The organism is Myxococcus eversor (assembly GCF_010894455.1).
GTDB lineage: Bacteria > Myxococcota > Myxococcia > Myxococcales > Myxococcaceae > Myxococcus > Myxococcus eversor.
In genome coordinates, this window is record NZ_JAAIXY010000002.1 from 503,589 (window position 1) to 526,246 (window position 22,658).

General features: G+C 70.5%; 17 protein-coding genes. 9 read left to right on the forward strand and 8 right to left on the reverse strand.

Annotated features, from left to right (window positions below; genetic code table 11):
* Positions 1 to 172: 172 nt before the first annotated feature.
* Entirely contained in the window at positions 173 to 1,915 is a 1,743-nt protein-coding gene (locus tag G4D83_RS05545) for a sigma 54-interacting transcriptional regulator (protein WP_163863517.1), read from the reverse strand.
* Between the two features lie 133 nt (positions 1,916 to 2,048).
* Here G4D83_RS05545 and G4D83_RS05550 point away from each other — a divergent pair, with 133 nt between their 5' ends.
* Positions 2,049 to 3,461 carry an NAD-dependent succinate-semialdehyde dehydrogenase gene (locus tag G4D83_RS05550; protein ID WP_163863519.1) on the forward strand — a complete coding sequence of 471 codons (1,413 nt, stop codon included), beginning with the start codon at positions 2,049 to 2,051 and terminating at the stop codon, positions 3,459 to 3,461.
* A gap of 3 nt (positions 3,462 to 3,464) precedes the next feature.
* Here G4D83_RS05550 and G4D83_RS05555 read toward each other — a convergent pair whose 3' ends face one another.
* Complete coding sequence (locus tag G4D83_RS05555) at positions 3,465 to 4,472, reverse strand: hypothetical protein (RefSeq protein WP_240356171.1); 1,008 nt, start codon at positions 4,470 to 4,472, stop codon at positions 3,465 to 3,467.
* Positions 4,473 to 4,658: 186 nt separating this feature from the next.
* Between G4D83_RS05555 and G4D83_RS05560 the strand changes: the two genes are divergently transcribed.
* On the forward strand, positions 4,659 to 7,613 hold the full coding sequence (locus tag G4D83_RS05560; protein WP_163863521.1) for a sigma-54-dependent transcriptional regulator: 2,955 nt from the start codon (positions 4,659 to 4,661) through the stop codon (positions 7,611 to 7,613).
* Between the two features lie 529 nt (positions 7,614 to 8,142).
* Complete coding sequence (locus G4D83_RS05565) at positions 8,143 to 9,117, forward strand: COX15/CtaA family protein (protein WP_163863522.1); 975 nt, start codon at positions 8,143 to 8,145, stop codon at positions 9,115 to 9,117.
* Positions 9,118 to 9,121: 4 nt separating this feature from the next.
* Here the strand turns inward: G4D83_RS05565 and G4D83_RS05570 are convergent, their stop codons facing one another.
* The 4 genes from G4D83_RS05570 to G4D83_RS05585 form a co-directional block, all read right to left on the reverse strand.
* Complete coding sequence (locus tag G4D83_RS05570; protein WP_240356172.1) at positions 9,122 to 10,663, reverse strand: ABC transporter permease/substrate-binding protein; 1,542 nt, start codon at positions 10,661 to 10,663, stop codon at positions 9,122 to 9,124.
* Positions 10,660 to 11,412, reverse strand: a complete 753-nt coding sequence (locus G4D83_RS05575) for an ATP-binding cassette domain-containing protein (protein ID WP_163863523.1) — start codon at positions 11,410 to 11,412, stop codon at positions 10,660 to 10,662. Before G4D83_RS05575 ends, G4D83_RS05570 begins: the two co-directional genes overlap by 4 nt.
* A 31-nt stretch (positions 11,413 to 11,443) precedes the next feature.
* Positions 11,444 to 12,427 (reverse strand): hypothetical protein, encoded by a 984-nt coding sequence (locus G4D83_RS05580; RefSeq protein ID WP_163863524.1) that lies wholly within the window; start codon positions 12,425 to 12,427, stop codon positions 11,444 to 11,446.
* 146 nt (positions 12,428 to 12,573) lie between these two features.
* Entirely contained in the window at positions 12,574 to 13,251 is a 678-nt protein-coding gene (locus tag G4D83_RS05585) for a DUF4142 domain-containing protein (RefSeq protein WP_163863525.1), read from the reverse strand.
* 296 nt (positions 13,252 to 13,547) lie between these two features.
* Here G4D83_RS05585 and G4D83_RS05590 point away from each other — a divergent pair, with 296 nt between their 5' ends.
* The 3 genes from G4D83_RS05590 to G4D83_RS05600 all read left to right on the forward strand — a co-directional run bounded on the left by G4D83_RS05590 (position 13,548) and on the right by G4D83_RS05600 (position 16,413).
* Entirely contained in the window at positions 13,548 to 14,429 is an 882-nt protein-coding gene (locus tag G4D83_RS05590) for a zinc metalloprotease (RefSeq protein WP_163863526.1), read from the forward strand.
* A 142-nt stretch (positions 14,430 to 14,571) separates the two neighbouring features.
* On the forward strand, positions 14,572 to 15,816 hold the full coding sequence (locus G4D83_RS05595) for an alpha/beta hydrolase family protein (protein ID WP_163863527.1): 1,245 nt from the start codon (positions 14,572 to 14,574) through the stop codon (positions 15,814 to 15,816).
* A 78-nt stretch (positions 15,817 to 15,894) separates the two neighbouring features.
* Complete coding sequence (locus G4D83_RS05600; protein WP_163863528.1) at positions 15,895 to 16,413, forward strand: hypothetical protein; 519 nt, start codon at positions 15,895 to 15,897, stop codon at positions 16,411 to 16,413.
* Between the two features lie 65 nt (positions 16,414 to 16,478).
* Here G4D83_RS05600 and G4D83_RS05605 read toward each other — a convergent pair whose 3' ends face one another.
* A complete protein-coding gene (locus G4D83_RS05605; protein ID WP_163863529.1) occupies positions 16,479 to 17,807 on the reverse strand; it encodes a hypothetical protein in 1,329 nt (442 codons plus the stop codon).
* 194 nt (positions 17,808 to 18,001) lie between these two features.
* Between G4D83_RS05605 and G4D83_RS05610 the strand changes: the two genes are divergently transcribed.
* Genes G4D83_RS05610 through G4D83_RS05620 form a run of 3 tightly spaced genes read left to right on the forward strand, consistent with a single transcriptional unit; the run spans position 18,002 to position 20,428 of the window.
* On the forward strand, positions 18,002 to 18,340 hold the full coding sequence (locus G4D83_RS05610; protein WP_163863530.1) for a hypothetical protein: 339 nt from the start codon (positions 18,002 to 18,004) through the stop codon (positions 18,338 to 18,340).
* Positions 18,341 to 18,353: 13 nt separating this feature from the next.
* On the forward strand, positions 18,354 to 19,073 hold the full coding sequence (locus G4D83_RS05615; RefSeq protein WP_163863844.1) for a response regulator transcription factor: 720 nt from the start codon (positions 18,354 to 18,356) through the stop codon (positions 19,071 to 19,073).
* Positions 19,070 to 20,428, forward strand: a complete 1,359-nt coding sequence (locus G4D83_RS05620) for a sensor histidine kinase (protein ID WP_163863531.1) — start codon at positions 19,070 to 19,072, stop codon at positions 20,426 to 20,428. The genes G4D83_RS05615 and G4D83_RS05620 overlap by 4 nt, the downstream gene beginning before the upstream one ends.
* Here the strand turns inward: G4D83_RS05620 and G4D83_RS05625 are convergent.
* The gene (locus G4D83_RS05625; RefSeq protein ID WP_163863532.1) at positions 20,425 to 22,656 is read right to left on the reverse strand and encodes a SpoIID/LytB domain-containing protein; all 2,232 of its coding nucleotides are present in this window, start codon (positions 22,654 to 22,656) and stop codon (positions 20,425 to 20,427) included. The two genes, G4D83_RS05620 and G4D83_RS05625, sit on opposite strands and share 4 nt — an antisense overlap.
* Between the last annotated feature and the right edge of the window lie 2 nt (positions 22,657 to 22,658).

Here is a 22,658-nt window from a genome sequence, read left to right on the forward strand (position 1 = left end):
GCCAGCGTGCGATGGGCAGCCCCATCGCAACGTGCGTGCCGCGGCCTCGCGAGACACCGAAACGCCCCGATTCCACGGGGTTGCGTGATGCCCCAGCCCCGACGAGAGCTCGGCGCCGGGGGAAACGTGCCAGGACTGGCACGCGGAACAGGCCTCCCTGGGAGGCGGCCTGTCAGTCCCCCTCTCCCAGGTAGCGGAACAGCGAGCGCAGGCCGATGCCCAACGCCGCCGCCGCGTCCTTCTTGCTGCCGCCACAGCGGGCAATCGCCTCGCGCACGTAGCGCTGGACGAACGCCTCCCGCGCGTCCTCCAGGGGAATCATCGGCGTGGCGTCACCGCCCAGCTCCAAATCCTCGGGCCCCAGGAGTTCGTCCGTTGCCAGCACCGCCGCGCGACGCACGCGCGACGCCAGCTCCCGCACGTTACCGGGGAAGGGATGCCCGCGCAGCGCCTCCGTGGCCTTCTGCGTGAAGCCTCGCGCCCTGCGCGACTCCTGCGTCAGCACATGGTGGGCGATGAGCAGCACGTCGTCACCACGCTCCCGCAGCGGGGGCACGTCCACGCGCACCTCTTCCAGCCGGAAGCGGAGGTCCGCGCGGAAGGTGCCTCGTCGCACCGCCTCCTCCATCCCCACGTGCGTCGCCGACACCACGCGCACGTCCACCTTGCGCGGCTGGTGCTCACCCAACCTCGTCACCTCGCGCTCCTGCACCACGCGCAACAGGCGCGTCTGGAGCGACAGGGGCATGTCTCCAATCTCATCCAGGAAGAGGGTTCCGCCGTCGGCCGCCTCCACCAGCCCCGCCCGCTCCGCGCCCGCTCCGGTGAAGGCGCCGCGCGCATGGCCAAACAACTCGCGCTCGATGAGGCTCTCCGGCAGCGCCGCGCAGTTGATGGCCACCAGTCGTCCGCGACGCCCGCTGCGCCGATGGAGCGCCCTCGCCACCAGCTCCTTGCCCGTCCCTGTCTCTCCTTCGATGAGGACGTTGAGCGGCGTGGGCCCCAGTCGCTCCACCTGCCGGTACAGCGCACGCATCGATGGGGACTCGCCGATGAGCCCCTCGAAGGTCGCCGCTTCGATGCGACGGGTGAGACCCTCCACCGTCGCGCGCAGCTCCGTCAGCTCGCGCCGGGTCGACAAGAGCAGCGCCGTCAGCGCGGAGAGCGCCATGGCCTCCTCCAGCTCCACCGCCGAGAAGGCCGGGGCTCCCAGCCGTCGCCCCAGGTACACCACCGACAGCGGCACCGACTCCACGCGCAGCGGCACCACCAGCGCCGAGCCCAATCGCAGGGCCTCCAGGCTCGGTGTCCGGGCCAGCGCCGCGTCCGCTTCCACGTCCGCCACCCGCACCGGCGAGCCCGACGTCAGCGCCCGGTCCACCAGACTGTCCACCACCGCCGCCTCGGGCCTGGCTCCCGTGGCGCACACCACGCGCCGAGGCCCTTCGCGCGAATCCGCGGTGACGAGGAAGCCCACGTCCGCGCCCACCACCTCGGCGAGCCCGCGCATCGCCACCTCCAACAACTCCTGGGGCGGGCGCTGCACCAATAGTCGCGAGGACAGCTCCGCCAGCACCGCCACCAGCCGGCCCTCCGGTCGCGGCGCCACCTCCGCCGCGTCACGGGGAGCGGACTCCCCCGCGTCGACGAGCTCCAGCTCCACGGTGCCCACGCGGAAGCGGTCTCCAGGCTCCAGCGGCGCCAGGTCCACGCGCTTGCCTCGGACCTTGATGTCGCAGCCCTTGCCCGCGGGGGACACGCTCCAGCCTCGCGCGTCGCGGAACAGCAGCGCGTGGCTCGGCTTCACGCCGGGCGCGCTGAGCACGGCGTCGCAGGTGGCATCGGAGCCCACGGAGATGACGGGCTTGTCCAGCGGGAGACGGCGGCCGTCGGGGAGGACCAGGAGCTGGGGCATGGCGGGAGCGGACCGACTCTGTCGCATATCAGGAATGCGGAGCGCGGGCGCGTACGCGGCACGACGCTCCCTCCACCGAGTCATTGTCCAGACGCGCCCGGCTGCTATCACGGAGCCCCAGAAGGAGCTTCCCATGGCCATCGCCACCATCGACCCGACGACGGGCAAGACGCTGCGCACGTTCAACGCCCTCACCCCGGCGGAGCTGGAGATGAAGCTCCAGCTCTCGGCCGATACCTTCGACTCCTACCGTCGGACGTCCTTCGCCGAGCGCGCCCGGTGGATGCGCCGCGCCGCGGAGCTGCTGGACGCGGAGGCGGAGCGCTACGGCCGCATCATGACGGAGGAGATGGGCAAGCCGCTGGAGGCCGCGAAGGCCGAGGCCCGCAAGTGCTCCACCGCCTGCCGCTACTACGTGGCCAAGGCGGAGGGCCTGCTCAAGGACCGGCCCATCGAAGTGGGCGGCGACACCGCCTTCGTCCGCTATCAACCCCTGGGCCCGGTGCTGGCCATCATGCCGTGGAACTTCCCCTTCTGGCAGGTGGTGCGCTTCGCCGCGCCCGCGCTGATGGCGGGCAACGTGGGCCTGCTCAAGCACGCGAACAACGTGCCCCAGTGCGCGCTCGCGCTGGAGGAGCTGTTCCTCCAGGCGGGCTTCCCGGCCGGCGCCTTCCAGACGCTGCTCATCGAGACGGCCGACGTGAATCGCGTCATCGAGGATGCGCGCGTCAAGGCCGTGACGCTCACCGGCAGCGAGGCCGCGGGCCGCTCGGTGGGCGCCTCCGCGGGCAAGTCGCTGAAGAAGGTGGTGCTGGAATTGGGCGGCAGCGACCCGTTCATCGTCATGCCCAGCGCGGACCTGGACAAGGCCGTGGAGACGGCGGCGTCCGCGCGCCTCATCAACAACGGCCAGTCCTGCATCGCCGCCAAGCGCTTCATCGTCGCCGAGTCCATCGCCGCCGACTTCGAGCGCCGCTTCGTGGAGCGCATGAAGCGCGTCACCGTGGGCGACCCCATGGACCCGAAGACGGACCTGGGCCCGCTCGCCACCGAGAGCATCCTCAAGGGTCTGCACGCGCAAGTAGAAGAGAGCGTGAAGGCCGGCGCGCGCCTGCTGCTCGGCGGCAAACCGCTGGAGCGCCCGGGGAACTTCTACCCGCCCACCGTACTGGCGGACCCGCCCCCGAAGGCGCCCGCCTTCCATGACGAGCTGTTCGGCCCGGTGGCCACGCTGCTGCGCGCGAAGGACGTCAAGCACGCCATTGAACTGGCCAACGCGACGCCCTTCGGCCTGGGCGCCAGCGTGTGGACGAAGGACGCGGAGGAGCAGCGCCAATTCATCGACGGCGTCGAGGCGGGCATGGTGTTCGTCAACGACATGGTCGTCTCCGACGCGCGGCTGCCCTTCGGCGGCGTGAAGCACTCCGGCCACGGGCGCGAGCTGGCCGACCTGGGCATCCACGAGTTCCTCAACGCGAAGACGGTGCGCGTGGCCAGCACCTCCGGAGCCGAGTCGTCGCCCAAGGGCCGCGCCCTCAGCGAGTAGCCCTCAGCGCGTGCGCACCCGGCCATCCGACGGGCGGTGGACCTCCTCCAACGCCTGCGTCACCGCCTCCACCTCCGCGCCGAGCTGCTCCACGCTCTGGCGCAGACCCAGCCCGGCGATGTTCTCGCCGGCCGCGTCCGCCGAGCGCACCCGCAGCACCTGCGCGTACAACCCCTCCAGCGTGTAGTAGAGCCGGGTGTGCTCGGCCTCGAGCCGGTCCGCCGCCGTGGCCAGCTCCGCGCGTTGCGCCCGCTGCGCGTCCAGCGCCGTCAGCGCGCCTTGCAGCCGCTCTCGCACCACCGCGTCCTTCTCCGCCACCACGCGCGTCGACAGGCGCTCCCGCTCCTCTTCGAGCCGGCGGGTCTCCTCCGGTGTCACCAGCGCGCGCAGCTCCCGCTCACGGCGCGCCAGCGCGTGACACCCCTGGCGCAGCGCCTCCACCGTGCGCTCGGGCGCATGCACCACCTCGCGCAGCACCTCGGGCCCCTGCCCCAGCTCCGCCAGGAGCCGCGTGCACAGCGCGTCCACCCGCGCCGTCCTCGGGTCCTCGGGCTCGCCGGTGGCTTGCGGCTGGGGCGGCTCTCTCTCTGGAAGCCTGGGCCCCGCCTCCTCTTCCGGGCGCTTGAGGTAGCCCGCCGCGGCGAGGAAGAAACCCAGCGCCACGAAGACGAGCCACCACAGCCGCCGCGGCTGCCCCATCGCGATGAAGAGGCACGCCATCGCCGACGCGATGAAGGCCGCCGCCTTCGCCGGGTCCCTGGAGCGGTTGGAGCGGGAGCGACGGCCGGTCCGCACCGCCTTGCGCGACTCCCGATGAGCCTCCCGACGCCACTGCTTCTCCCACGCCCGACGCACCTTGCGAGGCGGCAGGCGGCCCGTCTTCCGTACCCACGCCTCCACGGCCGCGTCCTCCCGCGCCTGCCCCTCCGACAGGGCGCCTTCCAACCGACGGAGACGCTCGTCCTGGAGCTGCGTGGAAGGGGGCGGAGGTGACTCAGGAATGCGGGGCACGCGGTACGATAACGACTTCCCCCCGCGACGCGGGAGGGTGAGCCTTCCGCCCACTGTCTCCTTCATAAGGGCGCGTCATTCTCAACGTGACGTTCGGTTCACCTTTGAAAATGCTCAATCGTTTGCATTCTCCCTGGAAAAGGCCCATGAGATTGCGTCCGCGGGGGGCACAAGGGGTTCGGTGTCGTGGAGACATTGGAGGACAAGGGGGAGCGGGGAGAGCTGGGACCCGAGGCCATCCGCGCCCTGCGTGGAGGGCACAGTCGCGCTGCTTTCGCCCGCATGCTCGGTGTCACCCCCCTCACCGTGTACCGCTGGGAGCTGCCGGAGTCGGCGCCCCAGGCTCGCAGGCCTCGTGGCCGGGTGGGCCAGGCGCTGCGCCAGTTGCTGGGGGCCGGTGGGCTCGCCGGCGTCTCCCGCCTGCCCTCCCTGTCCCGTCAACCCCTGCGTCCCGAGGAGAGCGTCCGGCTCCAGCCCTGCCTGGAGCGCCTGAAGCGGGCGGAGTGGCGCGCGGCGGAGGAGGAGCTCTTGGCGCTGGGAGCCTCGGGCGTGCTCAGGACGCCGGGCGCGCGGGCGCTGGCGGCGGTGGGCCTGGCCCACCTCCAACGCTGGGGCCGCGAGGACAGCCGGGGCGCCTTCGCCACGCTGCTCCCCCACCTGGGTGAAGCCGAGACGGGCCTCTTGCCGGAGTGGGTGGAGCTGCAGGTCCACGCGCTGGCGGCCAACCTCTACGCGTCACCAGACGGCAAGCTGCTCGACGTCCCCAAGTCCGACGCGCACGTCGCTCGCGCCGAGGCGCTGATGGCGGAGCGTCCGGACCCGGAGGCGCGCTGTCTCTTGCGCATGGCGCAGATGGCGGGCGCCTTCTACCTGGGCGAAATCGAACGGGTGAATCGCTACGCCGGACGCGTGGCGGAGGCGCTCGCGGGGGTGACGGACCCGGCGCTGCGCCTGCTGGCCGAGGACGTGTGCGCGCACGAGGAGTCCATCCGGGGCGAGGCCACGCAGGCCACCCGGCGCTTCCGCGAGGTGGCGCAGGGCGCGGCGCGGCTGGGCTACGCCTTCCTGGAGGCACGCAACCTCGCCTTCCTCGCGCAGCGCCGCCTGGATGAAGCGTGCGAGCCGGAAGAGGCGCTCCTGCTGGTGCGCCGCGCGCGCGAGGCCGCGTACGGCGGACGCATGGCGCGGGGCTTCTCCTTCATCTTCGCCGCGCGCGCGGAGGCGGACGCGCTGATACGCCTGGCCCGCTTCACGGAGGCGGAGACGGTGCTGGACGAGGCCGACGCCGTCGTCGAGGAGCTGAGCTGGTCGCCGCTGCACCTCGCGGTGACGCGCTCGCGGCTGTGGCTGACGACGAGCAAGTCCACGGAGCTGCGCCGGTTCGCGGCGAAGCTGGCCGCGTATGACGGCGACATCCAGCGCGGGCTCACGGGCGCCTACGCCCTCTTCGTGGAGGCCATGGCGGACCTCTCCAGCGGCCCCGCCCAACAGGCCGCCGCGGGCTTCGCCGCCGCCGGGGCCCGCGTCATGGAGCTGGGCGGCTGGCCCTACCTGCGCCGCGAGTGCCTGCTCTATGAGACGGCCGCGCGCGGCTACGCGGGCCAGCGCGAGGAGGGCCGCGCGGTGCTGCGCCGCACCCGCGCGTTCCTGGAGCGGATGCCGTCCGCGTGGCACTCGGCGCTGCTGCACCGCTTCGAGGGCATGTTGCTGGTGCTGGAGGGACGCACGCGCGAGGCCCGCGAGCTGCTGGAGGCGTCGCTGGGCACCTTCCGCCTCTCCGGCGACGTGTGCATGGCCGGCTACACGCGAAATCTCCTGGCGTGGCTGGCGAAGCACGAGGGCGACCCCGCCGCCGACGAGCTGCTGGCCGCCAGCGAGGCCGAGCTGCGCCGCCTGGGCGGGATGACGCCGCCCCCCAACTTCATCCCCGCCTCGGTGCTTCCACCCAGCGCGAGCGCTCCCGTCACGGACAGCACCTCCGTGAAGCGCCTGGGCGCGGAGGCGCTGGTGGTGCCCTTCGAGCGGCTGTCCGTGCGAGGCATGGGCGCGCCCCTCATCCAGCGCGAGCTGCTGGGCGTGTTGGAAGGGCTGTTCCCCGGCTGCGCGCCGCGCCTGGAGGAGGTGGACTCCCAGGGCCGCATCACCCTGCTGGCGGGGCTGGACACGAAGCCGAGCACGGACGAGGTGGAGTTCGGCGACGGCTGCGGACGACGGCTGCGGCTGGGTGTCGCGGGCCCGCTGCCGGCGGATGGCCGCGCGCTGCTCACCGCGCTGTCACGGCTGGGCGGCTTCGCGCTGGAAGTGGCGACCCTGCGCGGCTTCGCGATGGTGAACGTGGAGGCGCCCGGCTCGAACGAGTCCGCGCCGGAGGAGCCGGGCCGGGACGCGGAGCTGCCGGGCTTCATCGCCGCCTCGCCCTCCATGAAGCGGATGCGCGTGGAGCTGGCGCGCCTGTCCGCCAGCCGCTCCACCGTCATCGTCACCGGCGAGTCCGGCGCGGGAAAGGAAGTCGTCGCGCGAGCGCTGCACGTGCTGTCCACCCGCTCGCAGCGCCCCTACGTCGCCTTCAATTGCGCCGCCGTCCCCAAGGAGCTCTTCGAGGGACAGCTCTTCGGCTACCGGCGCGGCTCCTTCACCGGCGCGGCCTCGGACCACCCCGGCGTGCTGCGCGCGGCCCACGGCGGCACCCTCTTCCTGGACGAGATTGGCGAGCTGCCGCTGGACGTGCAGCCCAAGCTCTTGCGCGTGCTGGAGAACGGGGAGGTGTTCCCCCTGGGCGAGACGCGGCCTGTCGAAGTGGATGTGCGCGTGGTGGCGGCCACCCACCGGGACTTGAGCCAACTGGTGCGCGAGGGCCGCTTCCGCGAGGACCTCTACTACCGGTTGCAAGTCGTGCCGGTGCGGGTGCCGCCGCTGCGCGAGCGTCGCGAGGACGTGGTGGCGCTGGCGAAGCACTTCGTCCGGCAGCTCACTCCCGAGGGCCAGCAGCCGCCCGTGCTGGGACCGGATGCCCTGGCGACGCTGATGGCGCACTCCTGGCCCGGCAACGTGCGCGAGCTGCGCAACGTCATCGAGCGCTCCATGGCCTACGGGCCGCTGCCGACGGTGCTGGGGGCGGAGCAGATGCGCATCGCGGGCTGAGGGTCGAGGAATCATCCCCAACCCGCGATGCGCCCCGCCCTGTTTCCCCACACCCCTGTGGGAACCTGTCGAGGCTGAAGGAAGAGGTCACGCTCCGGGCCGGGGAGGGGGGGAACCCCGGCCCAGAGCGCAGTACTGCTTCCGAATCGATGCCTCTCAAAGAACACACCCATGGGCCAAAGAGGGGGGGAGCTTCGACCCTGGGTGCCGGGACCACTCCGAGAGCGGTCTCCTGTTCAAATCGTGTGTCGCCAGCCTCCGGAGAGGTCCGTCGCTCACTGACCATTCGTTAAGCACCATACGTGCCAGCCCTTAGTCCAATGGATCTGCTCAATGGAAATCATCCGAACGGGTAGGCAAAGGGAGCAGGTATATCCAATGGCCCGAGTGGGACATCCGGCTGGCCCTATCCGGATATGCCCTGACGCACTGCGAGCGGGGAGGCGAGCAGCGCGGCTGATGGCCCGGTTGAAACGGGATGAGGGGGCTCGGGCAGCGAGTGGGGTGGAAGTGAGTTAAGGGGACCGCGATGACTCACGCCGCCTCGTCACGTCGGTTCCAGGCCTTCAGCGTCGGAGTGCTGGTCTTCACGCTGGGGGTGATTCTGTGGGGCGCCTTCGTCCGGGCGACGGGCTCCGGCGCGGGCTGCGGCGACCACTGGCCGCACTGCAACGGCGAGGTGGTGCCCCGCGAGCCCACGGTGCAGACGCTCATCGAGTACACCCACCGGCTGACGAGCGGGCTCGTCATGATTCTCGCGGTGGCCCTGTGCGTGTGGGCCCTTCGAGCACATGCGAAGGGGCACCCGGTGCGCAAGGCGGCGAGCTGGGCGCTGTTCTTCATGCTGACGGAGGCCCTCGTCGGCGCCGGCATCGTGCTCCTCAAGTACGTGGCGGACAACGCGTCCCTGGGCCGCGCGGTGTGGATGGGCGTGCACCTGGTGAACACGTTCCTGTTGGTGGGGGCGCAGACGCTGGTCATCTGGTTCGCGCGAGGCCGTGCGCCGCTGACGTTCCGGGGCCAGGGGTGGGTGGGCGTGCTGGTGGGCACGAGCGTGGCGGGGATGCTGCTGCTGGGCGTGAGCGGCGCGGTGGCGGCGCTCGGTGACACGCTGTTCCCCTCGGAGACGCTGATGGAGGGGCTGCGCCAGGACGTTTCCGACACGGCGCACGTCTTCATCCGCCGGCGCATCCTTCACCCGGTGCTCGCGGTGTCCATGGGCGCGCTGCTGGTGTTGATGGGACGGTGGATGGCGCGGCTGAGGCCCTCGGTCGAGGTGAAGCGCGCGGCGCTCATCATCACCATCCTCTACTCGGTGCAGTTGGTGGCGGGCCTGGTCAACGTGGTGCTGCTGGCGCCGGTGTGGTTGCAGTTGGTGCACCTGCTGCTGGCGGACTTCGTGTGGATGGCGGTGGTGAGCCTGTGCGCGGCGGGGCTCGCGGCCGATGCGCCGAGGGCGGAGCCGGTGGTGGAGACGGTGCCGACGCACGCGTCTCCCGTGTAGCGCGTCAGCGGGACTCCGACTCCGCGCGCAGCCGCAGGCCCTTGGGGACGAGGACGCGACCCAGGGCCTCGAACGCGCCGCTGACGAGCAGGGCGAGCACCGCGGCGGGCACCGCGCCTTCCAGGATGAGGCGCGTGTCGTCCAGGCGGATGCCGGTGAGGATGGGCTGGCCGTAGCCGCCCGCGCCCACGAGCGCGCCGAGCGTGGCGGTGCCCACGTTGATGACGGCGGCCGTCTGGATGCCCGCGAGGATGGAGGGCGAGGCCATGGGCAAATCGATGCGCCACAGCCGCGCGCGTGGAGGCAGGCCCAGCGCGTCCGCGGACTCGCGCACCTCCAGGGGGATGCCGGTGAGTCCCGAGGCCGTGTTCCGGACGATGGGCAGGAGGCTGTAGAGGAACAGCGCGGCGATGGCCGGCCGGAAGCCGATGCCCAGCAGCGGAATCATCATCACGAGCAGCGCCAGCGAGGGGATGGTCTGGATGACGCCGGCGAGGCCGAGCACGCCCTGCCCGAGTCGGGGACTGCGCGACGCGAGCACGCCCAGCGGCACCGCGAGCGCCAGGGCCCCGAGCAGCGAGACGCCGACGAGGAACAGGTGCTCCCGGGTGCGCAGCCAGACGCGGGAGACGAGGCTGTCGCCGTGCACGACGGTGGAGACGCCCAGGGCTTGCGCGAGGAAGTCGGAGGCCACCTGGGCTTCGGGCACGCGCTCCAGTCGCGCGCGGGCGTTGAGCTTCACCATCTTCTCCTCCGACAGCGTGCCGGAGAGTCGAAGGATGGCCGCGAGGGCCTCCGGGGCGCGTGCCTCCAGGTCCGCGCGGTAGAGGAGCACGGCGTCGTAGGCGGGGAAGTGGTGCAGGTCGTCCACGAGGACGCGCAGGCCATAGGCGGCGATTTCAGCATCCGTGGAGTACAGGTCCGTCACCTGGACGGAACCCGCCTCCATGCCGCGATAGGCGAGGTCATGGTCCAGGCCGCGCACGTCGCGCTGGGGGAGACGGTAGCTGTCGCGGAGCGCGGGCCAGCCGTCGCCGCGCTCCATGAACTCGTTGCTGAAGCCGAAGCGCAGCTCGGGATGTTCGCGCAGGTCGGAGATGCTCCGGATGCCCAGGCGCTCGGCCTCGGCCTCCTTCATGCCCAGCGCATAGGTGTTGTTGAAGCCGAGCGGCGCGCTCATGCGCAGCCCCTCTTCGGCCAGGGCGACACGAAGGGCCGCGTCGTCCGGCAGCTTGCGGCCGGAGAGCAGCTCCTGGCGCAGCGTGCCGGTGTACTCGGGATACACGTCCAGCTCGCCTCGGCGCAGCGCTTCCCAGAGCACGGCGGTGCCACCGAGCTCGCGCCGGTGCCGCACGCTCGCCCCGGTGCTCCGCGCGAGCTGCGACACCATCTCTCCGAGGATGACGGACTCGGTGAACTTCTTGGAGCCCACGCGCACGGAGGGCTCACCCTGGGTCGTGCTCGCGCGCTCGCACGCGGTCAGCGCCAGCGAGAACAGGAGGAGCACCGCGAGGCCCATCGGCGGGCGTGTTCCATGCTTGCTCATGCCGAGGCCCCATTCCCCGGAGCCAGTCGCTGGGCCTGGATGAACCGCGTGACGAACGGGTCGGCGGGACGGGTCTCCAGGTCCACGAGGCTGCCCTGCTGCACCACGCGTCCCTCACGCATGAGCACGATGTCATCTCCGAGGAACCCCGCCTCCGCGAGGTCATGCGTCACCAGCACCACCGTCTTGCGCAGCCGCGCGAAGATGGCGCGCAGGTCCGCTTGCAGCTCGTGCCGCACCAGCGGGTCCAACGCTCCCAGCGGCTCGTCGAGCAACAACACCTCCGGGTCCAACATGAGCGCGCGCATCAGCGCCACCCGCTGCCGCTGTCCTCCAGAGAGCTGCGCCGGATAGCGCGCGAGCGCCTCCGCGGGAAACCGCGTCAGCTCCACCAACACGTCCCTCCGCTCGCGAGTCTTCGCGGGAGACCAGCGCAGGTGCTGCGCCATCAGCGTGACGTTCTCCTCTCCCGTGAGATGCGGAAACAGCCCGCCCCCCTGGAGCGCGTAGCCCACCCGATGACGCAGCGACAGCAGCGCCTTCGCGTCCGTGGGCAGGGGCTTGCCCCCATAGAGCACCTGCCCCGTGTCCGGATGCAGCAGCCCGTTGAGCAATCGCACCAGCGTGGACTTCCCGCAGCCGCTCGGCCCCAACAGCACGGTGGTCCGCCCCGTGGGCAGGGTGAGGTTCAGTGCGTGCAGCGCCTGCGTGGTGCCGAAGCGCTTGGAGACATCCTGCAAGGCATACACGAGGCGGCCCCTTCGCTCGAAGGCAGTGGGTTCAGGGTACGGAGAAGGCACCATTGCAGACCGGGGGGAACGCGGGCTCGGCCGACGCGAGGAAGCTGCACGCAGCGAACAGTGCCCGGTCCCCCCACTGCATCGCCCCAGCCCAGACGACGAGCGGGCCGCGCGCGGACGGCGCGGTGAAGCGCTGACACCGCGCGGGCCGCTCCTCCAGAAGGCACTCGACCTCCTCCACCGGACTTGCGCCCGGCAGCGCGGCTCTCAATTCGGCGACGCTCTGGTCCCTCCAGCGCACCGTCACCTCCTCCCGCGCGGGCCGATACACGCTCCACACCAACGACGCGTCGTCACAGCGGATGCGTCCATCGCGACTGGTGGACAACGACGGCTGGCAGCCTTGAGGCACCGCGAGCGTGCGCCAGGGCAGACGCGGAGGCAGCAGCAACGCCGCCGCGTCCAGCGACTCGCCCTCCGGACTGCCGCGCGACGCGAGGAACTCGAAGAGCTCCAGACAGCGCGTCAACGCGGGCTGCGCGTTGTCCTTCGCGACACAGCCCAGCTCCCGCTGCCGCCCCAGCAGCCCCGCCACGGAGACCAGATAGCCGCCCGCGCGACAGGAGCCCGGTCCCTCCAGGCCCGCGTCCCCCACCTCGCACACGGCGAAGCGGGCCGCCGGCCACGAGCGCCCCGCGAGCGGCAGCGCGCCCTCCGCCACCACCACGCCCTCCCCCAGCCGCTCCACCAGGCGCGCCCGGGCGAGCGTGAGCACTCGCGCGGCGGGCACGTCCTTGCGCTCGACGAGCCACACCGTCGCGTCACCACATTGATAGGTGCGCGAGTTGGTGCTGTCGGGAACGGGCGTGCATCCCTCGAAGAGCGCACGGGCTTCCGGCAGGAAAGGGCCCGCGGGTGTGGCCCCTTCGGGCGCGACGGGCGGGACATGCGGCGCCGACGTCATGCACGCGGCGCACAGCACCGTGAAACCCCAGGCCAGCATCCACTTCCAGGCGTTCGCCATGTGCCGGGATAGGCATCCGTCCGCCGCGACGTCAACCTGGCAGATGCGCCCGCTCCCGGCGTCCCACACACCTGCTGGAACGCCGGCGCGGTGACACGGGTCGCCCCGAGTCACCGCGCCGACGCTTCACGAGAGGCTCCGCGCGCTCAGCGGTGGATGGTCTTCTCGAGCTCCTTCGCCATCTTCTCGTTGCTCGCGATGCCCCGACGCGTCTTGCTCAGGAGCGCGCTGAAGGCGGCGTCGGTCTCGTACTTGTCCATGCCTTCCTTGGCCAGGTCCTGCCCCCGCTTGCCGTCATCGGCGACGCGCGAGAGGAAGTCCTTGTCGAACTCCTTGCCGTTCTTCTCGCGGAGCTTGTCCAGCTCCTTCTCCGCCTCAGTGATGCGCTTGTTCAGGCGCTCGTCCACTCCCTCCATCTTCTTGTCGTAGCCCTCCTGCATGCCGGGGGTGGCACCGGAGCCACCCGTCCCGGGAGGCCCGGACAGGTCGATGGTCGCCACCTCGATGGACTTGCTGTCGGCCCACGCCTTGAGGTCGGACAGGTGCTGCTTGTGGTCCGTCACCAGCTTCTGCGCGAACGTGCGGACCTTCGGGTCCTGCGTCTTCTCCAGCGCCATGTTGCCCAGGGCAATCTGCTTGGCGTCGAACAGGGCCAGCTTGCCGACATACAGCTCCTTCTCGGCCGCCGCCTCACCGATGCGCTTGTCTTCCTTGTGGGCCTTCTTGGCCTCGTCTTCCGCGAGCGCCGTACCCGTCATCGAGCCGAACACCAGCGCCGCCGCCAGGGCCGCCCCACCACCACCACCAAGAATCCTTCGAGCCATGCCGTCCTCCTGGACAGGGAATGCCGGAAGCTGGTTCACCCCCCGTGGCCCGGCAATCGCCGCCCGCTCGCCAGCCCCCGCCGCGAGCAGCACTCTTTCGTGGGGTGCTCGTCAGTCACCGGGACAATGAAAGACATTTTACAGTCGACCCGAAAACTGGAGCATTCCTGTCTCATCCCGTCCCTGAGTACGACGTCGGACACACGGGGACTGTCGACAGAATGTCTCATGGTGGCATTGACTCTCGCTGTTTCATTCAGTTATTCACTCAATCTCCATCTTTCCCGGAGATGACAATGATTGGCAGCGTCGCGAAGAAGAATGGTCGTCTGGCCGTGTTTGCCGGTGCCCTGCTGAGCCTCGCCGCGTGCACGGGCGAGGAGGCGCAGACCCCGGAGGCCCCCGCCGTGGAGCAGACGGCGCTGAACCGTGGCTGTGCGACGATTGAGCCCTCGGTGGAGGAGCGCGCCGCCATCGACGCCTTCCTGGCCGAGCAGAAGACGGCGATGCGCGCGGTGGGCTCGGTGACGGTGCCGACCTACTTCCACGTCATCAACAAGGGCACGGGCATCGCGAACGGCGACATCCCGGACTCGCAGATCACCGCGCAGATGAACGTGCTGAACGCGGCCTATGCCAACACCCCGTTCCGCTTCGTGCTCCAGGGCACGGACCGCACGACGAACGCGAAGTGGTTCGCGCTCAAGGACGGCAGCGCCAACGAGAAGGCGATGAAGAAGGCCCTGCGCAAGGGTGGCCCGGAGAGCCTCAACGTCTACACCGCCAACCTGAGCGGCGGCCTGCTGGGCTGGGCGACGTTCCCCACCAGCTACACCTCGCAGCCCAAGCAGGACGGCGTGGTCATCCTCTTCAGCAGCGTCCCCGGCGGCTCCGCGGCGCCCTACAACGAGGGTGACACGGGCACGCACGAGGTCGGCCACTGGCTGGGCCTGTACCACACGTTCCAGGGCGGCTGCACTGGCGCGGGTGACTCGGTCAGCGACACGCCGGCGGAGGCTTCTCCCGCGTACGGCTGCCCCACGGGCCGCAACACCTGCTCGTCCACGGGCAACGACCCCATCACCAACTTCATGGACTACACCGACGACAACTGCATGAACACGTTCACCGCCGGCCAGTCGGCGCGCGCGGACCAGTTGACGGCGACCTACCGCTAGGACGTCTCACGACAGCACGGACTGTTGTCGGCTCGGCGCCGGGGTCTCCCACGAGGAGGTCCCGGCGTCGTTGTTTTCACTCCGTCCCGCAACCATCCGAGGGGTCGCGGGTTGAAGGCCGAGACACCTTGGAGCCTTCTTCATGTCCCGCCTCGGTCTGCTCGGTTTGTTGTGCGTGTGCATCGTCACGGCCTGTGACTCCTCGACTCCGGACTCACCCGACGCCGAGCCACCCGACTCGGGGACGACGCTCGACGCGGGGAGCGACAGCGGCACGGACGCGGGGAGCATGAGCGACGGCGGCACGGACGCGGGCAGTCCCCAGGATGCCGGAGCGGACGCGGGCGTGATTCCGGATGGCGGCGCCACCGAGAGCCTCTGCTCCACGCTGCCATTCCCCGCGCCCTGTGAAGAGCCGCAGGCGGGCACCCTCGTCACGTCCGTGAGCGACTGGGGCCGGCCCGGGACCTATTCGGTGACGGAGGAGAAGGTGACGAACCCGCACCCCGTCGCGCGCGGGCAGGTGGTCACCTACCGGCCGACGGGACAGGACTCGGTGCCGGTGCTCTTCTTCTCGCATGCGTTCGGAGCCACCGACTCAGACCTGTACGTGGAGATGTTCCGGATGCTGGCGAGCCAGGGCTACGCGGTCGTCTTCGTGCCCTACCCGCTCACGCCGGACACGACGCGGCCCAACGAGGCCCGCTACGACTGTCTGTGGCAGGGCTTCCAGGCGGCGGTGGCCCAGCAGCAGGGCCGCTTCGACCTCACGCGCGTGGGCTTCTTCGGCCACAGCTACGGCGGCGGCGCGACGCCGGAGATGGCGCGGCGGGGCTTCGTGGAGCAGGGCTGGGGAAGCCGCGGGCGGTTCATCTTCTCGATGGCGCCCTGGTACACGTGGGGCCGCGACTACCAGACGCTCCCCACCGACGTCCGGGCCGTCATCCAGGTGTACGCGGATGACGACGTGAATGACCACGCCATCGCCGTGGATATCTGGAACAGGCTGCCCTCGGGGATGGAGCGCGCGTGGCACAACGTGGTGAGCGATGCCTGTGGCTGCGGGCTCAACGCCACCCACACCGTGCCCATGTCTCGCGCGGCGCTCACGGGCAACCCGGAGAACGTCCTCAACGCCCATGACCGCGAGGCGGTGTGGCGGCGGGTGCATGCGCTCGCGGTGTACGCCTTCACGGGTGACACGGCGGCGCGTGCGGTCGCCTACGGGACGGACACGAGCATGGGCCACTGGGTGGCATGTGGAGGCCGCCCCGTGCGACCGCTCGTGCGGAGCAGTGCGGAGCCGCGGCCCTCACCCTGCCATGCGTACAAGTATCCGTGGTCCGCGCGCTGCCAGTACGTGGACCCCGGCGACACCTGCCAGTGAAGGAGGTGTCGGGCCCTCCCCAGCCGAAGCCCACGGTGGAGTGATAAGTCAGCACCGTGGCTCACCTGGGAGGGCACGATGTGGCGGTTTCCAGCGATGCACGTGGAGGCGCGATTCACGACCCGAGCGCGGCCGGAAGCCGTGCTCGAGCAGCTCGTCGAGTGGGTGGACCCACGACAGTCGCTGACGCTCCTGGGACGTGATGGGAGGACAGCCCGTCCCTATCTGGGTACGCAGGGAAGCAACAGCATGAGGCTTGAACGGAAACAGCAGGGAGACCACTTCCTGTCGTCCCTCTGGATTCAGGCCTCGTCCGAGCTGACGCCCGTGTCGGAACGAGAGTTCCGTGCGGTCACCACGCTGACGCCCGCGGCGTCAGGGGCGCTCGGTCTCGTGCTCGTGAGCGTGCCCGTTCTCGCCATCCTCGGGTTCGTCGTGGCGTTGGTGACTCGTGGGGGCACGATGTTGTTGCTCGTGCTGCTCTCGCCGGCCTTCGCGTCGCTCTGGCGATTTCTCGCGGGCCAATGCGTCACGCGCGAACATGAAACCCTCCAGCGCGCGTGGGCGCACGCGGATGAGGTCTCACAAACCTCGTGAATGTCGAGGCCTGAGCCTCGAGGGACGCCGACCGGGTGCTCGGCGTCCCTCGGCGTCACGGTGCCTCAGGGGCTGCGAGGACAGACGGGCGGCTCGGAGGGGCAGCGCCCATCGCGGTCCTTCGGGTTCGTCTCCGTGCACTCTGCGATGCGCGCGAAGGTGGTGCTCGCCGCGAGGCTGAGGTCGGAGCCATTCCACCCGCGCAGGATGCCGTGGCCCGCGCTGTCCTCGATGCGCGAGTTCGCGATGAAGGGCGCCGTCGGCTCGTCGAACACGAGGATGGCCGAGCTGACATCGAACGAGGACGGCAGGTAGTTGCACCCATGGCTGGAGCACTGACACGCCCCACCCGCGTAGCGCACCACCACCGACTCCAGCCGGTTGGCCGCGTTCATCCCGTCGAAGCGGATGCCCGTCCAGTCACCCGCCCTCGGCGTCGTCTCGCTCGAAGTGAAGGTGATGGGCCGAGCGGTCGTCCCGGCGGCGATGAGCGCGCTCGTCTCGTCGTAGATGTCCAGCGTCGTCGCCGGCTCGAAGCGCAGCGTCGCGCCCGCTTCGATGGTGAGCGTCGCCGCCACCCGGTTCCCACCCACCTGGAGCCCGCCCAGGCGATAGGGCACACCCAGGTCCTTCAGCGTGGCATTGGCGCCCAGGAAGTACACCGAGGCCGACGCGATGGCCGGCCCCACGTAGATGGTGTCCTCCAGGTTGCCCGTGTACGTGCCCGACGGCAGCGTCCCCAGGGCATTGGGATTGACGGCGAGCGGCTGCGGCCGGGCCGTGCTGCCCGACCCGCGAATGGTCAGGTCCGAGGAACCCGTCGCGAAGCCCGAGGTGCCATTGATGAGGATGCCGGGCCCCTGCGAGCTCTCGATGGTGACGTGATTGACGAACAGCGGCGTCAGGCCGGGCAGGTCAGCGCCCGCGTTTACTCGCACCGTGGCCAGGGCCGTCGCCGTGTCTCCGCCTCCAGAGAACACCGTCCACTCCAGCCGCGCCGAGCCTCCCGTCCCGATGAGCACCTGGCCCCACGGCCTGCCCGACTCGCGCGACTCGAAGCGCACGGGCTGGCCCTGCTTGCCCTCGACGCGGAGCACGCCGCCGCTGTCCACCTGGAGCGAGGCCCCCGCCGCGATGCGCACCGTCGCGCAGGCCGCCACGGTGACCTGCCCTCGGATGGAGAGGTTGCTGGTGATGACATGCGGACTGCCGGCGGCCCACGTCTCCGAGGTGGAGAGGGTGCCCTGGTGCTCCACGACGGCGCCGGTGACCGCGGGACACCCTTCTTCCGTGTCGGGTCCGTCCTGCGGCGTTTGCGAGTCCTCGGAGCATCCGGACAACAGCGAGGCACTCAAGAGCAAAGAAAGCGCGAACCGGCGCGATGCGACGTGCATGTCATCTTCCCCAAAGCAGATTGGAACAACCCCTCTGCTCGCGAACATCGCCGATTCTCGCGGACGTGCCAATGCGCTCGCCCGCATCGGTGGCCCGTTACATTCGTTTACATTCCGCACATCCTCCCGCGACATCCCAGCGGTGAAGTGCGCAGCATCCAATGGACCCCGAGGTCCTGGCCCTGGGAGGTTCGATGTCGTCCCCACGCCCCATCCGACATTTCTTCGCGGTTGCCCCGCTCGTCGTCCAAGTCCTGTTGCTGCTCGCCTTCGCGTCGCGGGCCGCGATGCCGCCGAGCCTCGACATGAGGTCCAGCCTTCGAACGACAGACGTGGTGGAGCTCGGACAGCTCCTCGTCGATGTCGGCGTGTGGCAGGTGCGCCGGCTGAATCCCCAGGAATGGGTGAGGCAGCTCATGACGCCTGGGGGCGCCTGCGCGACAGGCATGCTCCTGCTCCACTGGAGGAGGCAACTGGTGGGTGATGCGCTCCCGTGGTTCAACGGCGAGCCCGCCGCGGGCCAGTCCCACTAGACTGGGAGACATGATGGGAACCGCCACACCGTCACCTGGCATCGAGGTGCTCCTCATCGAGGACGACGCGCACCTGGCGCGCCTCACGGCCGAGTACCTGGAGCGCCAGGGCGTGCGCACCTGCGTCGCGCGGGATGGCGAGCTGGGTCTGCTTGAAGCCTCGCGCCGCGCCTTCGACGCCATCCTCATCGACATCATGCTGCCCCGGAAGGATGGGCTCACCGTGTGCCGCGAGCTGCGGGAGCGCTCGGCGGTGCCCATCCTCATGCTCACCGCGCGCGGCGAGGAGGCGGACCGGGTGATGGGCTTGGAGCTGGGCGCGGACGACTATCTGCCCAAGCCCTTCTCCTCACGGGAGTTGCTGGCGCGCATCCAGGCGCTGGTGCGGCGCAGCCGGGGACTGCTGGGGCCCTCGCGCGAGGTGGTGCGTGTGGGCGCGCTCACGCTGAACCGGGGTGACATGCGGGCGTCGCTGGATGGGCAGGTGTTGTCGCTGACGCGACACGAGTTCGCGCTGCTGCTCGGGCTCGCGGAGCGCGCGGGACGGGTGCTGTCGCGCGAGCAGTTGCTGGAGCTGGCGAAGGGCAGCGACCCGGACGGCCCCGTGGACCGCGCCATCGACGTGCATGTGTCCCGGCTGCGCCAGAAGCTGGGGGACGACGCTCGCAATCCCCGGATGCTCAAGACGGTACGAGGCGTGGGGTATGTGCTGGAGCGAGGCGACGAGTCATGAAGCTCAGTGAGCGGCTCCGCCCCCGTCGGATGTTCTGGCGCATCTATCTGTATGGCCTGTTGATGCTGGGGGGCGCCGTCTTGTCCTTCTCCCTCATCACCAAGCTCCTGCAGCTCCATGGCAACCAACCCAACAACAACCACTTCACGGAGCTGGTGGACCTGGCCAACTCGGACTCCCCGGACCTCGGGCGAATGATTGAGTCCCTCAACGCGAAGAAGAACGTCCAGGCCACCCTGTATGACCTTCAGGGCAACGTGAAGCTGACTTCGGCGCACCCCCCGCTGAGACCGCTCAACGAAGCGGAGTGGCAACAAGTTCGCAGGGCCAATAACTGGTTCGAGAGGGACGAACTCAACTTCTGGGCCGCCCCCACGTGGCGCGGCGACGTCGTGACAGGCGTGCTGATCTACCGGACCGTCACCCATCGTTGGGTCTACGTGGCGCTGAGTGTCAGTCTGGCCGCCGTGCTCTTCTTCCTGGCGGGAATCTCCGTGCCCCTGGCGCGCGCGATTGTCTCCCCGCTGGAGCAACTGACCACCGCGGTGGGAGAGTTTGGCCGAGGGAACCTGTCCGCGCGCGTGCGGCTGAAGGGCCGGAACGAAGTGGCGGTGCTGGGGAACACCTTCGACACGATGGCCGCACAGACGGAGTCGCTCATCCGAGGCCAGAAGGAGTTGCTGGCCAACGTGTCGCACGAGCTGCGCACGCCCCTGGCGCGGCTGGGCGTGACGCTGGACCTGGTGGAGGACGGACAACCAGAAGAGCTGGCGATGCGATTGCCGGAGCTGCGGCGGGACATCGGGGAACTTCAGCAGCTCGTGGATGGTGTGTTGCAGATGGCCCGGCTCGACCTGGAGGCGAATCAGGCGGGACAGCCGGGTCCTCGCATCCAACGGGCGACGCTGCGGCTGACGGAGTTCCTGAAGGACGCCGCCGAGCGCTTCCAGAAGAGCGCGCCCGAGTGCCCTCTCCAATTGGAGCTGGCCGAGCAACTGCCGCCGTTGGAGGCCGACCCGGTGCTGGTGCGGCGGGCGCTGCACAACCTGCTCGACAACGCGCGCAAGTACTCGGAGCCCGGCAGTCCGGTGACGCTGCGGGCCCAGGTGGAAGCCGACGCGGTGCACCTGGAAGTGGAGGACCGGGGCATCGGCATCAGCGACGAGGACCTGCCGAAGCTCACCACGCCGTTCTTCCGCACCGACCGCAGCCGAGCGAGGGAGACGGGAGGCACCGGCCTCGGGTTGACGCTCGTGCGCCGCATCGTCGAGGCCCACGGAGGCACGTTGTCCCTCCAAGGGGTCACCGAGGGAGGAACCCGCGCCCGGCTCGTGCTTCCCCTCGCGAAGCCCTAATCCACGTCCCGAGGCTCGGGGCGGCTCTGTCCGTAGGCGTTCTCGAGAATCGCGTCACTGCGGAGTCCACTCGACTTCGCCGCCTCGACGTCCAGACCCTCGCCGTGCCCGCGCCCGCGTCCCTCGAACACCAGCGCGTCCCCGTTGAACGACGCCGTGCGGGGACATGACGGCAGCTTCAAGCCCGAGCGCAGCAACTCACATGGCAGTGAGCGCCCGCTCTCGAAGGTCGACGCGCCCTCCTTCTCCGTGAGCAGGTATTGGACGCGTCCCGCCTCGAAGCGCAGCGACACCAGGCCCTTGCCCAGCAGCCGCTCCACGTCCACTCGCGGCCGCTCCTGAGTCCAGGGCTCTTGTCCCCCCTGGGAGAACAACAACCACTCCCGCCACTTGAGCGCCGGAAGTCTCAGCGCCTTCGCATCGTCTCGCGGCACCCGCACCGTGCCTCGAAAGGCCTGACAGTGTGTCGTGTCGCAGACGGCCCGGCCCGGGTGACGGCTGTGCTGCTCGTTGTGCGCCACCACCCGCGCCAACGCCAGCCGCGCTTCGCCCTTCAACGTCACGTCCTCCGCCGACACCACGCCCGCCGTGTACTGCAACCGCGTCGTGCGGAACACGAAGTCCGAGCCTCGCCGCGCCTTCAATGCGCTGGGCGACGTGGGCACTCCCGCGGGTGGCCGGTACGCGGGCGGTGGCGACCACGTGAAGACTCCCGCGTAGTCCCGTCCCTCCTCCGGCCCCTTCGGAAAGCGCACCCGCCACGGCGCACCCAGGCACACCGCCGCCCCTCGCGCCGTCAATCCCTCCAGCCGGGCCCACTCCACCGGCGCCACCTTCGGCAGCCCGTTGTCCACCGTGAAGCCCGCACCCGCGCAACGCGCTTCCACCTCGCGCGCGGGCACCAACCCCAACACCTGCACCCGCGCCGCCTCCACCCCCGCCTGCTTGCGCGCCTTCGCCAGCGCCGCCGGAATCTCCTCCGCGAACTGGCGCGGCATCTTCCCCGGCCGCACCGCCACCACCACCAGGTCCCCGTCCACCGCCGCAATCCAGCCGTACTGCGGACGGCTCGCCGCGTCGCGCACCGTGCCCGTCTTCGTCGCCACGCCCACCAGCGCCTTCGACGCGGGCAGCTCCGCCAGCGTCCCTCGCGCCGCGTTGTCCGCCAGCAGCCCCACCACGTCCGGCCGAGCCTCCGCCAACAACCGATAGGCCTGCGCCATCCCCCACGGACTCAGCGCCAACGTGGAGCGCAGGCCGACCACGTCCGCCATGTCCACCGGCGTCCCCGTCAGACCCAGCACCGACAGCACCGGCTCCCACGCACCAAACCCCTTCGGCGCCGAGCCCTGCGTCTCCCAGTCCAGGAAGTACCCGTTGCACGAGCGCAGCAGCGCCGTGCGCGCGTCCACCTTCGCCGGCAGCCCCGGGCCACACGCCCACTCCTGTACGTCCACGCGCGGCGCCAACACCGGATGACCTCTACCCGACGCGTACACGAAGGGCTTCAGCACGGAGCCATAAGGCAGCGCGCGCCGCACCTCGCCCTCCGACAACAGCACCTCGCCCGAGTGACGACTCACCACCACCGTGGCCGGCCCCGCCGCGCGCACCTCCACGTCCGCGAGCTCGTCGATGGACAGCGGCACCACCCACCGCGCCCCGTCGTGACACTGGCGCAGCCGCCGCGCCAGCGCCTTGGGAAACCCCACCGTCTCGCTCAACAGCCGCGCCAGCGCCCGCCGCGCCCGCGACGAGTCCACCGCTGGCGCCGCCGCCAGCTCCGAGGCCGCGCGCGACAGGGATTGATACGGGCCCTCGCGCCACGCGGGCAGCTCGCCGCTCAGCGCCACCGCGAAGGCTTCGTGAAAGAGCCGGTCCTCGCTCGACTGCGGACAAGCCCACCACAGGAGCTGATGGGCCAGCTCGTGCCGCAGCGCCACGCGCAACCGCTCGTCCAACACGCCCGGCGTGTTCTGCCGCAGCTCCACGAGTCCCGGCCGGCCCTGCGCGTTGCGCTCGGGCGACAGGGCCACGCCGCGCTGGAGGATGATGGAGGCAGGGGCCTTCACCGGCGCCCCACCCGCCTCCGCCGCGTACACCGCCTCCAACGCCGCCCAGCCGGCCTCCGCCTCGCGACGAAGGTCCGACTCGGGCGTCACGTCACCTCGCGTGACGAAGGTGGGGGTGGCCGTCAGCAACACGGCCACCACGGAGGCCCACCCCATCG

Coding starts and splice junctions, on each gene's coding strand:
- G4D83_RS05605 (WP_163863529.1), bottom strand. CDS start 17,807: ATGCACGTCGCATCGCGCCGGTTCGCGCTTTCTTTGCTCTTGAGTGCC.
- G4D83_RS05580 (WP_163863524.1), bottom strand. CDS start 12,427: ATGGCGAACGCCTGGAAGTGGATGCTGGCCTGGGGTTTCACGGTGCTG.
- G4D83_RS05570 (WP_240356172.1), bottom strand. CDS start 10,663: ATGAGCAAGCATGGAACACGCCCGCCGATGGGCCTCGCGGTGCTCCTC.
- G4D83_RS05550 (WP_163863519.1), top strand. CDS start 2,049: ATGGCCATCGCCACCATCGACCCGACGACGGGCAAGACGCTGCGCACG.
- G4D83_RS05585 (WP_163863525.1), bottom strand. CDS start 13,251: ATGGCTCGAAGGATTCTTGGTGGTGGTGGTGGGGCGGCCCTGGCGGCG.
- G4D83_RS05595 (WP_163863527.1), top strand. CDS start 14,572: ATGTCCCGCCTCGGTCTGCTCGGTTTGTTGTGCGTGTGCATCGTCACG.
- G4D83_RS05625 (WP_163863532.1), bottom strand. CDS start 22,656: ATGGGGTGGGCCTCCGTGGTGGCCGTGTTGCTGACGGCCACCCCCACC.
- G4D83_RS05590 (WP_163863526.1), top strand. CDS start 13,548: ATGATTGGCAGCGTCGCGAAGAAGAATGGTCGTCTGGCCGTGTTTGCC.
- G4D83_RS05565 (WP_163863522.1), top strand. CDS start 8,143: ATGACTCACGCCGCCTCGTCACGTCGGTTCCAGGCCTTCAGCGTCGGA.
- G4D83_RS05615 (WP_163863844.1), top strand. CDS start 18,354: ATGGGAACCGCCACACCGTCACCTGGCATCGAGGTGCTCCTCATCGAG.
- G4D83_RS05600 (WP_163863528.1), top strand. CDS start 15,895: ATGTGGCGGTTTCCAGCGATGCACGTGGAGGCGCGATTCACGACCCGA.
- G4D83_RS05610 (WP_163863530.1), top strand. CDS start 18,002: ATGTCGTCCCCACGCCCCATCCGACATTTCTTCGCGGTTGCCCCGCTC.
- G4D83_RS05545 (WP_163863517.1), bottom strand. CDS start 1,915: ATGCCCCAGCTCCTGGTCCTCCCCGACGGCCGCCGTCTCCCGCTGGAC.
- G4D83_RS05620 (WP_163863531.1), top strand. CDS start 19,070: ATGAAGCTCAGTGAGCGGCTCCGCCCCCGTCGGATGTTCTGGCGCATC.